The 13,426-nt window shown below is 51.6% G+C and carries 9 protein-coding genes, 1 tRNA gene and 1 pseudogene; 1 reads left to right on the forward strand and 10 read right to left on the reverse strand.

The window, feature by feature from the left end; translation table 11 throughout:
* Positions 1-108: 108 nt before the first annotated feature.
* The 6 genes and pseudogenes from Q9O24_01675 to Q9O24_01700 form a co-directional block, all read right to left on the reverse strand.
* Positions 109-1,326 (reverse strand): aspartate kinase, encoded by a 1,218-nt coding sequence (locus tag Q9O24_01675; GenBank protein ID MDQ7073876.1) that lies wholly within the window; start codon positions 1,324-1,326, stop codon positions 109-111.
* Positions 1,326-3,933: pseudogene (gene alaS / locus Q9O24_01680) on the reverse strand (alanine--tRNA ligase). Before alaS ends, Q9O24_01675 begins: the two are co-directional and overlap by 1 nt.
* A 66-nt stretch (positions 3,934-3,999) precedes the next feature.
* Positions 4,000-4,401 carry a regulatory protein RecX gene (locus Q9O24_01685; GenBank protein MDQ7073877.1) on the reverse strand — a complete coding sequence of 134 codons (402 nt, stop codon included), beginning with the start codon at positions 4,399-4,401 and terminating at the stop codon, positions 4,000-4,002.
* 70 nt (positions 4,402-4,471) lie between these two features.
* Positions 4,472-5,530 carry a recombinase RecA gene (recA, locus tag Q9O24_01690; protein ID MDQ7073878.1) on the reverse strand — a complete coding sequence of 353 codons (1,059 nt, stop codon included), beginning with the start codon at positions 5,528-5,530 and terminating at the stop codon, positions 4,472-4,474.
* Between the two features lie 114 nt (positions 5,531-5,644).
* The gene (locus Q9O24_01695) at positions 5,645-6,136 is read right to left on the reverse strand and encodes a hypothetical protein (GenBank protein MDQ7073879.1); all 492 of its coding nucleotides are present in this window, start codon (positions 6,134-6,136) and stop codon (positions 5,645-5,647) included.
* A gap of 30 nt (positions 6,137-6,166) precedes the next feature.
* Positions 6,167-6,670: a CinA family protein gene (locus Q9O24_01700; GenBank protein MDQ7073880.1), complete on the reverse strand. Its 504-nt coding sequence runs from the start codon at positions 6,668-6,670 to the stop codon at positions 6,167-6,169.
* A gap of 100 nt (positions 6,671-6,770) precedes the next feature.
* Between Q9O24_01700 and Q9O24_01705 the strand changes: the two genes are divergently transcribed.
* Positions 6,771-6,847 (forward strand) — tRNA-Pro (locus Q9O24_01705).
* An 87-nt stretch (positions 6,848-6,934) separates the two neighbouring features.
* Here the strand turns inward: Q9O24_01705 and Q9O24_01710 are convergent.
* The 4 genes from Q9O24_01710 to Q9O24_01725 form a co-directional block, all read right to left on the reverse strand.
* Positions 6,935-10,105 (reverse strand): CusA/CzcA family heavy metal efflux RND transporter, encoded by a 3,171-nt coding sequence (locus Q9O24_01710; GenBank protein ID MDQ7073881.1) that lies wholly within the window; start codon positions 10,103-10,105, stop codon positions 6,935-6,937.
* On the reverse strand, positions 10,099-11,445 hold the full coding sequence (locus tag Q9O24_01715) for an efflux RND transporter periplasmic adaptor subunit (protein ID MDQ7073882.1): 1,347 nt from the start codon (positions 11,443-11,445) through the stop codon (positions 10,099-10,101). Before Q9O24_01715 ends, Q9O24_01710 begins: the two co-directional genes overlap by 7 nt.
* A gap of 68 nt (positions 11,446-11,513) precedes the next feature.
* On the reverse strand, positions 11,514-12,776 hold the full coding sequence (locus Q9O24_01720; GenBank protein ID MDQ7073883.1) for a TolC family protein: 1,263 nt from the start codon (positions 12,774-12,776) through the stop codon (positions 11,514-11,516).
* Positions 12,777-12,941: 165 nt separating this feature from the next.
* Positions 12,942-13,370: a hypothetical protein gene (locus Q9O24_01725; protein MDQ7073884.1), complete on the reverse strand. Its 429-nt coding sequence runs from the start codon at positions 13,368-13,370 to the stop codon at positions 12,942-12,944.
* Between the last annotated feature and the right edge of the window lie 56 nt (positions 13,371-13,426).

Below are 13,426 nucleotides of genomic sequence, written 5' to 3' on the forward strand. Positions count from 1 at the left end.
CCTAAAGAAATAAATTTAGCCACCTCTGTTGTGACCCAGCGCCACAATCAACCGAGGGACTCACGGTTTTTTTTACTGCTGGCATCCTTTCACCACACTTTATTTTTCCTACAGCTGATCCAAGCCAAAGCTTGCATGCAACATTCTTACACCCAGTTCTAGGTATTTTTCATCAATGACGACCGAAATTTTAATCTCAGAAGTCGAAATCATCCTAATATTAATACGTTCCGAGGCCAAAGTCTGGAACATCTGGCTGGCAATACCTGCATGTGAACGCATACCTACGCCAACCAAAGACACCTTAACAATTTCAGCATCACCGCTGGCCGCTTCTGCACCCACATTTTCCGCAATCTGGGTTAAAATTTCTAAACCGCGCTCGTAATCATTGCGATGCACAGTAAACGTAAAATCGGTGGTCTGATCAGGTGCCACGTTTTGCACGATCATATCCACTTCGATGTTCGCGTCTGCAATCGGCCCCAAGATCTGATAAGCCACTCCAGGCTCATCTGGTACGCCAGTAATGGTCAACTGCGCCTCATCACGATTAAAGGCAATGCCCGATATAACCGCTTGTTCCATCTTAGAATCCTCATAGGTTATCAATGTCCCACCGCCCTCCGAAAAACTGGAGAGTACACGCAGAGGCACACGGTATTTTCCAGCAAACTCCACCGCTCGAATCTGCAACACCTTGGAACCAAGACTGGCCATCTCCAACATTTCATCAAAGGTGATCTGATCCAGACGGCGCGCCTGCGGCACCACCCGTGGATCGGTGGTGTAGACCCCGTCCACATCGGTAAAAATTTGACACTCATCAGCGCCCAAAGCGACCGCCAGAGCCACCGCTGAGGTATCGGAACCGCCTCGCCCAAGGGTAGTGATATTGCCATCCTCATCCGCACCTTGAAATCCGGCCACCACCACAATGCGGTTCTGCGCCAAATCATGACGAATTTTTTCATCGGCTACGCTGCGAATGCGCGCTTTGTTGTGCGCACTGTCGGTCACAATCGAAACCTGTGAACCGGTATAAGAACGTGCGTGATACCCCCGCTGATGGAACGCCATGCTCAACAGCGCAATGGTCACCTGCTCACCCGTGGAGAGCAACACGTCCAGCTCACGCTCGTTAGGCCGTTTACTGATCTCTTTGGCCAACGTAAGCAAGCGATTGGTCTCACCACTCATGGCTGAAACCACCACCACCACTTGATTACCCTGCTCCACCGAACGAATCACTTTATCAGCAACGCTTTCAATTCGCTCGACCGTGCCGACGGAGGTACCGCCGTATTTTTGAACTAAAAGTGCCATTATACGCTGTCTAACCGCTGTTCGACCCAAGATGCCACGGAGGCCAAGGCCTGCTCCAAATTACCGGGGTCACTGCCACCGGCTTGTGCCATATCGGGACGACCACCACCACGACCACCCACCTGCTGCGCCACTTGATTAACCAGATCACCGGCTTTCAGCCGTCTTGGTTTGATCTTTACTGACCCCAGCAACCATTTTCACCTTACCCGACTCTACCGTAGCCAGCAGCACCGCCGCACTGCCCAGTTTCTGTTTGAGCTGATCCACGGTATCACGCAAAGTTTTGTTATCTACCCCGTCAAGTTTGGCCACCAACAGTTTCAGGCCACCGATCTCCACCGCCTGCGAGACCAAGTCACTGCCCGCTTGGCTGGCCATTTTGCCTTTCAAAGTTTCCAGTGATTTTTCCAGACGGCGATTTTTCTCCAGCAACTGAGTCACTTTATTCGCCACCTCGCTGCTGGGTGCTTTCAATAATTGCGCGGTGCGCATCAATTGCATTTCTTGAAGTGAGATATGAGCAAATGCCCGCGCCCCTGTTATCGCTTCGATACGACGCACTCCTGAAGCAATTCCCGCTTCAGAGGTGATTTTAAAGAGACCAATCTCTCCAGCTTGCTTAACGTGTGTCCCACCGCAGAGCTCAACAGAGAAATCCCCCATCGCCACCACTCGCACCGCATCGCCGTATTTCTCGCCAAACAGCGCCATCGCACCACGCTCAACCGCCGCCTCCATATCCATCTCTTGTGTCTCCGTAGCAACATTGGCGCGAATCTGTTGATTCACTCGGCGTTCAATTTCACGCAACTGCTCACTGGAAAGCGGTTCAAAATGAGAAAAATCAAAACGCAACCCATCTGCATTGACCAAGGAGCCTTTTTGATGCACATGCTCACCGACGATCTTGCGCAGCGCGGCGTGCAATAAATGCGTTGCCGAATGGTTAGCTGTCGTAATGTCCCTTAACGCTTCATCTACCTGAGCACTCAGAACATCACCAACACTTAACTCACCGTTCTGCAAGCAACCCAAATGCAAAAAGGCACTGCCTTGTTTTTGCGTATCGGAGACCAAAAATTGAGCAGCGGCTGAGCTGAGCACACCACGATCACCCACCTGCCCACCGGACTCGGCATAAAAAGGCGTTTGATCTAAAATCACCACCGCCTCCTGTTCAGCATTCACCTGTGCTACGGATTGATCGTTGCAATACAAAGCAACCACTGTGGCGGAATGCGCCAAGTGATCGTAACCTTCAAAAACCGTGCTGCTCTCATTCTGAATACGACCGCTGAGATTAGCGCCAAACTGACTGGCAGCCCGAGCGCGCTGACGCTGCGCCTCCATCTCGGCCTCAAAACCGGCTTGATCAATGCTCAAGCCCCGTTCACGAGCGATGTCGGCGGTCAGATCGAGAGGAAAACCGTAGGTGTCGTAAAGTTTGAACAGCACCGCACCCGGAATTTGAGAGCCGCCTAAATTAAGCAGAGCCGCATCGAGAATTTTCATCCCCTGCTCTAAGGTCTCATTAAAACGCGCTTCCTCAGCACGCAGCACCCGCTCTACTTGAGCACGTTGCGCCAGCAATTCAGGATAAGCCCCCCCCATCTGCTCACAAAGTGCTTCCACCAAGCGACACAAGAAAGGCTCTTTCACTCCCAGCTGATTGCCGTGGCGTGCCGCACGGCGAATGATGCGACGCAAAACGTAACCGCGCCCTTCATTGGAGGGCAACACACCATCCACAATCAAAAAAGCACAAGAACGGATGTGATCGGCAATCACTTTCAGCGAGTTGTGCTGAAGATCCGCACAAGAGGTCAGCTTGGCCGCCGCCTTGATCAAACTCTGAAACAGGTCAATGTCGTAGTTGCTGTGAACCGACTGCAACACCGCCGCCAAACGCTCCAAACCCATGCCCGTATCCACACAGGGGTGCGGCAAGGGACTTAATTTACCCTCCGCGCTGCGGTCGTACTGCATAAAGACCAGATTCCAGATCTCAATGTAACGATCGCCGTCTTCATCTGGAGTGCCTGGAGGACCACCGGCCACATCAACGCCATGATCGTAAAAAATTTCCGTACACGGCCCACAAGGGCCGGTGTCGCCCATCTGCCAAAAATTATCTTTGGCACCGATGCGCGCCAAACGTTTGGGGTCAATGCCGATCTGATCCAGCCAAATCTGCTCTGATTCACGGTCTTCCTCAAACACCGTCACCCAGAGACGCGCTGGCGGCAGTTTCAATGTGACGGTTAAAAATTCCCAAGCGTAGGCTATCGCTTCTTCTTTAAAATAATCACCAAAGCTGAAATTACCCAGCATTTCGAAAAATGTATGATGGCGTGCGGTATAACCTACGTTTTCCAAGTCGTTGTGTTTACCACCGGCACGCACACAGCGCTGCGAACTACAGGCACGCTGATACGCGCGTTGCTCACGACCGAGAAACAGCTCCTTAAACGGCACCATGCCTGCGTTGGTAAACAGCAAGGTAGGGTCGTTGCTGGGCACAAGCGAGTCCGAAGCCACCACCTGATGGCCGCGTGCGCTAAAAAAATCCAGAAACTGCGCTCGAAGCGCCGAGGTTGTACTCATCGTGCCCACATTGTCCTTGTTACCAAAACCGCCCATTGTAATCAATTTAAGCAGAAACACCAAAAATTAACGCCGCTGCTCACCTGTTTCGAATCTTTTTAAGACCTTATGTACCTCTTCAGCACAAAAACCGCGTCCCAACAAGTAACGTTGTTGCTTCGCCACGCCCTTACGATCCAGCTCTGCACCATGAGCTAAACGTTTCTCCAACAGCCGCTGCAAAATATCAAACCATTCAAATTCATACAGCGCCAAATGCTCAGTAATCAACTCAGACGTAACACCACGCTGCTGCAATTCATTGCGAATGCGCAACGGTCCGTAACCGCGCTCAGCTCGACTGCGGACAAAAACCTCACAAAAGCGCGCTTCGCTTTGTAGATTTTTATCCACCAAACGCTGCAAAACAGGCTCAATCTCTGAGGAATCAAAATTGCGCAAACGCAACTTTTGCCGTAATTCAAGCAATGAGTGTTCACGTCTGGCCAGTAAACCGACAGCAACCCCGTAAAGAGTGACTGTGCTGGAGGTGGGTTTATTACTTTTTATCAGCTCCCTTTTCCTTCTCTGTTGAAGCAGCTACCACTGGTTTTTTATCCGCTTCATCCGGCTGCGGCAACAACAAGGTGCGCAGTTTCACATCCAGCTCATCTGCCATTTCAGGATGCTCTTTCAAATAATTACGCACATTGTCTTTGCCCTGACCCACTCGCGTACCGTTGTAACTGTACCAAGCACCGGCTTTGTCCATCAGGTCATTTTTCACTCCCAAATCAATCAGTTCACCCTCACGAGAGCTGCCTTCACCGTAAAGGATCTCAAATTCAGCCTGCCTGAAAGGCGGTGCCATTTTGTTCTTCACCACCTTGACCCGAGTTTCATTGCCCACCACTTCATCGCCGCGTTTAATCGCACCGATACGACGAATATCCAATCGCACAGAGGCATAAAACTTCAACGCATTACCGCCCGTCGTAGTTTCAGGGCTACCAAACATCACCCCAATTTTCATCCGAATTTGGTTAATGAAAATCACCAAGGTATTGGCGCGTTTGATGTTGCCGGTCAACTTACGCAACGCTTGTGACATCAGACGAGCGTGCAAGCCCACATGGGAATCGCCCATGTCGCCTTCGATCTCCGCTTTGGGTGTCAGTGCAGCCACCGAATCGATCACGATCAGATCAACACCACCGGAACGCACCAGCATGTCGGTGATCTCCAGAGCTTGATCGCCCGTATCGGGCTGGGAGACCAACATATCATCCAGATTGACCCCCAGTTTTTCAGCGTAAATGGGATCAAGCGCGTGTTCCGCATCCACAAATGCCGCTGTACCTCCGCCTTTTTGACACTCGGCAATGACCTGCAACGCCAAGGTGGTTTTACCCGAAGATTCAGGGCCGTAAATCTCCACCACACGCCCTTTGGGCAGACCGCCAATGCCCAGAGCAATGTCGATCGTCAACGAACCGGTGGAGATCACCTCCACATCACGCATGGCACCGTCACCCATGCGCATCACGGCACCTTTGCCAAACTGCTTCTCAATCTGACCCAAGGCACTGGCTAACGCTTTTTTTCGTTTATCGTCCACGCTCTACTACTCCCAAAAAAACCCGCTTACAATCGTTCGTTCTTATGATTTTACTGCTGAAAAATTTGGCGAATTATCCCATAAAGCCTACACAGCTCCTAGGTATTTATCCCATTAGCGTGTCTGGAGCGCTTCCAACCGCTGCTGCTTTTTGGCAACCCGCTGATTACTGTGTTCAATCTCCACCTGCAAATCGGAAATCTCCTCTTTCAAACCCTCCCGATTCTGCTGAGTTTGAGACAACTGGTTCAATTTATCGTTAATCAACGCCTCCATATCCAGCAGCTCATCTCCCGTAGAAGGACGTTTGTCCTGCATCTCACTGTCGGGCGTTTTCATCGCATCCAAAGCCGTCTGATGCGCCTGTTCAAAACGATCACTGGCAGGAAGTTCAGTACGATTCTCACTCATGGGCGAGAGAGACAAGGTTTTACTATCCCCACCTTGATTCTCCTCACTCATGCCCAACATTTGCTGCACAGGCGGCCACCACTTCTGTGGAATCTCCATATAAAACGCCCCCACCACCACCGTTAACAGCAACAGAGGCAGCAACCAACGTGATTTACCTTCACTATCATCAGAAAAAGACTCGTATTTATTCATAATTTTTTCCTATTCCTTATCAAATCTAGGTCAGCTTCCCGCCACCTCTTTAAGTAATACCAACAAACGTGACAGGGCGTATTGCACTGTCTGCTGACGCACCATGTCACGATTACCAAAAAATCGTACGCTTTCTGTTACGGATTGCAGGTCGCGTCCCGTCCACGCAAAACAGACCAAACCAACGGGTTTCTCAACACTGCCACCACCAGGACCGGCAATGCCCGTCACTGCCAAACTGAAATCTGCCTTAGAATGCAGCAAAACACCGGCCGCCATCGCCTCAGCACAGGCTTCACTCACCGCACCAAAACGCTGCAAAACCGACGCTGGAACCGACAACATCGACTCTTTAGCGGCATTGGAATAAGTCACAAAACCGGCCTCGAACCAAGCTGAACTGCCCGCTCTGTCCGTTACTGTTTTTGCAATCCAACCGGCAGTGCAGGACTCTGCCACCGCCAAGGTCGCTCCTTGAGCCTTCAGCAGAGAGGCCACCTGATCTAAAACCATCAACAGCTGCGGAGAATTCATTCTCGCATTGTAACAAAGCAAACCCCAGCGAACGATCAGAAAAAAACATCAATTAATGCTTCCCAAAAAGAAAAAATTACGCTAATCTGCGCGCTCTTTTCGGGGTGTAGCGCAGTCTGGTAGCGCACCTGCATGGGGTGCAGGTGGTCGGAGGTTCGAATCCTCTCTCCCCGACCAAAAAGTTAAAGGCCTAACAGAGTTCATCTGTTAGGCCTTTTTTGATTCTAATCCAGCATCAATGCCATCATCCACATCCTCTCGCAGTTACTTATTATTGGCACGCAACAACGCTCCTTTCCAAATGGCAAAAAGGGCAGGAAACAAAACCAAAACCGTAATCAGAGCCGAAGCAACCCCCCCCACCATCGGTGCAGCAATGCGTTTCATGACATCCGCACCGGTACCGTCACTCCAGAGAATCGGAATCAAACCCAATAACAGCGCCAAACCGGTCATGAGCATGGGTCGAATGCGCCGCCCTGCACCTTCAACAATCACTTCCAGCAAATCTTGCTGAGTCTGTAGACGACCATCGGCCTGACGTTGGCGATAAGCCATGCCGAGATAAAGCATCATCAACACCCCCATTGCGGTGTCCACTCCTGCTAGAGCAATCATGCCAACCCACACCGCAACACTGAGGTTATAGTCAAGCCAAGCGAGCAGCCACACGGCACCAATCAAGGAAAAAGGCACGGCCAACAGAATGATAAGAGACTCCACCACCGACTTACGGTTGATAAACAGCATGAAGAAAATAATAAACAACGTCAGCGGCACAACCACTTGCAGCTTTTCCTTGGCACGTTCAAAGTACTTAAACTGCCCAGCCCAGTCGAGACGATAACCTGGCGGCACATTGGCCTGTTCCGCCACCACCCGTTTAGCTGCCGCCACGTAGTCAGCAATGCCAATCTTGTCGTTAACATCGACAAAAACATAACCGACTAACTGGCCGTTTTCGTTACGCAACATCGGCGCACCGGTACGAAAATTCAACTCAGCCAGTTGTGCCAGAGGGATCTGCGCTCCCGTCGGGGTCGGCACCAAAACCCGCTTCAATTCTTGCGGGTTATCGCGAAAATCGCGGGCGTAACGCAGATTAATCGCGTAACGCTCTCGACCTTCCACCGTTTCAGAAACCGTCACTCCACCCACCGCCGCCATAATGACCTCCTCCACATCATCAATGGTCAAGCCGTAGCGCGCAATTTTCTGCCGATCAATATCGAAATCGAGAAAATAACCGCCGCTGATGCGCTCAGCAAACGCGCTGCGGGTATAAGGTGCGGTACGCTCATCTTCCTGCAACGCCTGCTCAATACGAATGCCGGTGGCTTCCACGGTCTCCAGAGTGTCACCAAACACCTTAATCCCCAGCGTGGAACGAATGCCCGTGGCCAGCATCTCGGTGCGGGTCTGAATCGGCATCCACCACACATTGGGCATTCCGGGATAACGCAACTGTTCATCCATTTCTGCCAGCAAACTCTCCCACGTCACCCCCTCACGCCACTGATCTTTCGGCTTAAACGTAACCATGATCTCAGCCATAGAAAGCGGAGCCGAATCAGTGGGGCTGGTAGAACGTCCCATCTTGCCAAACACCCGCTCAACCTCTGGAAAGGACTTTAGCTCCTTGTCCATTGAGTGCAATACCCTGCTTGCTTCGGCAATGGACATGCCTGGTACGGCGGTGGGCATGTAGAGAATGCTGCCTTCGTTCAAGGGCGGCATAAACTCATTTCCCAGCGCCATAAACACCGGCACCGTGGCCACCAATGAAGCGACCGCCGCACCGACCACCCACCAACGCAGTTTTACCGACCAACGCACAACCGGCGTGTAGATCGCAACCAGAGCGCGATTGATCCAACTTTTGTCACCGCGAATTTTGCCGCGAATCAGCAACACCGCCAAAGCAGGGGTAAACGTAATCGCCAGCAGCGCAGCAAAACCCATTGAATAGGTCTTGGTGTAGGCCAGCGGTTTAAACAACCTCCCTTCCGTACCTTCCAGAGCAAACACCGGTAAGAAAGAGACCGTAATGATCAGCAATGAGAAAAAAATACTCGGCCCAACTTCTTGCATGGCGCGAATAATAACCTCTGTACGACCCTTAACCTGATGACGATCACCCCACTCTTCCAAACGTTTGTGGATGTTTTCGATCATGACAATGGAGGCATCCACCATCGCACCAATGGCCACCGCGATGCCCCCCAGCGACATAATGTTCGCCGTTAAGTGTTGCTCAGACATGGGGATAAACGACAACAAAATCGCCACCGGCAAGGTAAGAATGGCGATCAACGCTGAACGAAAGTGCAGCAAAAAGACCATGATGATAAGCGAAACGATGATCATCTCTTCGCTCAAGGTGTACTTCAAGGTATCAATGGCTCGATTGATCAACACAGAACGATCATAAACGGTGACGATGTCCACCCCATCTGGCAGAGCGGCTTGTGCTTCACGTAAACGCTCTTTGACCCGCTCAATCACCCCCAAGGCATCTTCGCCGTAGCGCATCACCACCGTGCCACCAACCACTTCGCCTTCACCGTCCAATTCAGCCACACCACGGCGCATGGCTGGGCCGAGACTCACCTCAGCCACCTCTTTTAACAAAATGGGCACACCGTGCTGACCTAAACCAAGGACAATGTCCTCAATATCGCCTTTGTTTTTAATGTAACCGCGACCCCGAATGAACTGCTCGTGTCCGGCGATTTCCAACACTCGGCCACCCACATCGTTATTGGAACGACGCACCGCCTCAGCGACTTTTTTCAACGGAATGCCATAAGCAGCCAACCTGTTTGGATCAAGCTGAATCTGATACTCCTTAACAAAACCTCCCACCGAAGCCACTTCTGCCACACCCTTTACCGACTCCAGCCAGTAGCGCAATTTGAAGTCCTGCAAACTGCGCAACTCGGCCAAATTATGTTGACCCGATCTGTCTACCAACGCGTATTGAAATACCCAACCCACACCTGTGGCATCCGGGCCCAGAGTGGGTCTCACATCGGCGGGCAATTTGCCTTGTGCTGAATTGAGGTACTCCAAGACCCGCGAACGCGCCCAATAGAGATCGGTGCCTTCATCAAAAATGACGTAGACAAACGAGAGTCCCATATAACTCTGACCTCGCACGGACTGTACTTTAGGGGCTGCTAACAGTGAGGTCGTGAGTGGATAGGTGATCTGATCTTCCACCAAATCGGGGCTGCGTCCAGGCCACTCGGTGTAGATAATCACCTGCACATCAGAGAGGTCGGGAATGGCATCCAACGGCGTCGCAAGCAGAGATTTATAACCCCAAAACGTCGCAGCGATTACGATCAGCAGTGTCATTAACTGATTTCGTGCACAGTAGCTGATGAGCCACTCAATGGGGCCCAGATGGAAACGGTTGGTTTCATTCACCATGACGCACCTCCCTCCTTCAGTTTGCTCTCAGCAGCAATGAGAAAGTTACCCGAAGTCACTACCGTGTCACCCGCCTCCAAGCCGTCCAACACCTCAATCCAGTGGCGATTACGCTGACCGGTTTTGATCTTACGCGGAGCCAAACGCCCCTCACCCAGATCAAGAAAAACCACGCGCGCTTCTCCCGAATAGAGTACCGCCGACTCCGGCACCAGCAAACGCCGCCCTAACTCAGCCTTGAGTTTGAGCTGAGTGTACATATTGGGACGCAAAACACCGTCGCTGTTGTCCAGCACCACTCGCACCCGCGTGGTGTGAGTATCGCCTTCCATAAAGGGGTAGATAAAATCGACCTTGGCCAAAACGTCACGACCCTGCACTTCGGGCAAAAGCACCTCAACCTCCATCCCCACCTTGATCAGAGGCCGTTCATAATCGTAAACCTGAGATTCAACCCACACGCGAGAAAGATCAGCAATGCGCAACAACCTTTGCCCAACCTTGAAAGCGGAACCGGCAACCACCTGTTTGTCGATGACGATGCCGCTGGCAGGAGCCAAAATAGCAACGTATTCCTGTGCTTGACCGCGTTTTTCTAGAGCCTTTATCTGGGATTTAGTCAGCCCCCATAAACGCAATCGACGCTGCGCGGCAGCCAAGCGGTGCTGACTTCCCTTAACTGAAACACGACGCAATAACTCCAGATACGCCTCCTGAGCACTCAACAGCTCGGGACTGTAAACGGTGAATAACGGCGCGCCCTTTTTTACCGTTATACCGACAGAATTGGCGTACAGCGTACCGATCCAACCATTAAACTTCAGAGTCACATCCCGTAAGCGCGTCTCATCATAGGTCACCCTGCCAGCCGCACGAATCACCACGCGCAACGCTTTGCGTTCGACTTGTGCCGTCGTAACCCCGATCAACTGACGACGAGCCGGATCAACTCGCACCGTGCCAGCGACGTGCTCGCCTACATCAGCGCAGGTGGCGCAGCGCAAGCCCTTACGACCGGTAGCCAAATCAAAACGAATGCGGCCTTTTTTCGTACCGGCTTCAATCTCAATGGTCAGTGGCCACTCACCGCCCATCGACGGCTGAAATTCACCCTCGTAGCGCCCGACACCGGCCTCTCTCATCTCTGCCGGAGCGTACATGGCGGGCATGCTGCCCATCGCAGGCATCACCGCCACCGCTTTGAGTGTCGCCCCGCTCACAGGCTGCCCCATCTGATCTTGCAGCCAAAGTGTCACACGATTTTTACCCACTTTGGGCCTCTCAGAATCCAGCTCCAGCCTCACCTTAAATGAACCCGCCGTATAAAAAGGTTCAGACACTGTAGCTGCCTTAATGGGACTTAAAAAAACAACACATAAAAACAACAGGCTCTGCCTTAGGATTTGGCTCATGACTCACCTCCAAAACGAGTCGTGAGCTCCCCGCCAACGACGTACTCCAATGCCGCTAAACGCCGATGGTAATTCGCCCGTGTTTGCTCCTGTTGCAATCGAGTCTGCATCACACTTTTCTCTGCGCTGATGAGATCAAGAAAATTACCACTGCCTGCTTCGTAGTCGGACTGAGCGGCCTGTAGATTCTCTTGCGCAAGAGGCAATAAACGAGTTTGGTACAGGCTCAAAACACGCTCACTTTCACGCACGTTTTCCAGCGCGTGCTGCACATCACCCATAAGTTGAGAAACTTTGGCGCGCTGCTGAAAATCGAGGCTCAAAGTCATCGCCCGTGCCTCCACTTTTGCTGCACTGCGCGTATCTTGAAGCGGAATATTGATCGAGGCTCCAACGGTGAACTGCTTCTCACTCTGATTCCAAAGGCTGTTGTAGCCTGCACTGAGCTTAATATCGGGATAGTCGTCACGCTCGACCAAGCTTGATCTGTAACGACTTGCCTCTGTACGTGCGGCCAACATACGCAGCGCGGGATGCGTTTCTAATGCTCGCGTTCGCAGTTGCTCTACCGTTGGTAATGAAATGGGATCTGGTAACCCCATCGGAAGCGGCAGTGGTTGATCGGGAAGACGTTGCAACAGCGTATTGATGCTTGCCAATGTATTCCGGCGACGGCGTTCTAAACGGATGTCACGGTGTTCCAGCAGCATCTGCTCCACTTCAGCACGCAAAACATCCTGCTGAGAAGCACGACCTGCCGAATATTTAATCTCGGCGATGTTTTGAAACGCCTGCAACAACGATCTATTGATGCCGTTGATGCGAAGAGCCGCATGCACAAAATACCAATCAGCGTAAACCGCCTTACTGATTTCCGTCAATTTCAAGCGCATCTGTTCAATGCCCACAAAAGCCACATCGGACTCAGCGCGAGCAACCTTAACGCGCAAGTCGCGTTTTCCTGGCCAAGGCAATCGCTGTGAGAGAGACCATTTTTGCCCCACAGCCACCCCTTTCGCTCCCACTGTTTGCGGTGCAAGAGTGTACGAAAGAACAGGATCATCAAAGGCTCTGGCCTGCTCAACACGCACGTTTGCCGCCGACCAAGCTGCTTCCATTGCGGAAATATCAGGGTGACGTGCCAACACCGCTGCCACCAAATGAGATGAGGTTAGTAACGCAGTATTAACAAAAGGGCTATCGACCTCAACGGCCACCAACGGCTGGCAAACAACCCACCCGAATAAAACAACGCTCATACGCGAGCCTGTGTAACGCTTCGTATTGTGCATAAAACACCTTCATTATTCTTAATGAAACTCAAACTGAATCAACGCCAACCAAGAACGAAACAACACGCCCAAGGTGAAAAGTTACGGTTGAATTCAGTCCCTACGTTAAAAAAGTAAGGAACAAAGGTGTGATCAAATACGAAAGCGACCGGTCAGAAAATAGACCGTCTTATCAGGCAGGGGAGAGGAAAAAACAAGATTAAAAGAACGGCTGCAATGAATGCAGGCGATTTCAGCACCGTCAAATAAAAGCAAAGGGGACGCTTGCGGAGCATCGAACAACACAACCTGTTGAAATTGGCTGCCGACCGTCTGCGCTATTTGGGACGATTCATAAGAGACCGTGCAACAGCCCTCATTTATCAAACCCGCTTGATCCTGACAAGCGCCCCCCAGTTCACAACTCAGCTCCATTTCACCCGGCTCATCACAACAACACACCGTACTGAGACGCTCATGCTCCATCTGTTCACAGGCATACAACGTCTGAAATTGGGTCAACGCCGCCATGAAAAAAAACAGGGCGATAACGAAACGGCGTACGGCTCGGCTTTGCATCATTTACACTCTGCTATCCCATCTTATTCAAGCAAACAACACTCCGTCAGAGTGACCCA

The sequence above is a fragment of the Gammaproteobacteria bacterium genome (assembly GCA_030949385.1).
GTDB lineage: Bacteria > Pseudomonadota > Gammaproteobacteria > JAUZRS01 > JAUZRS01 > JAUZRS01.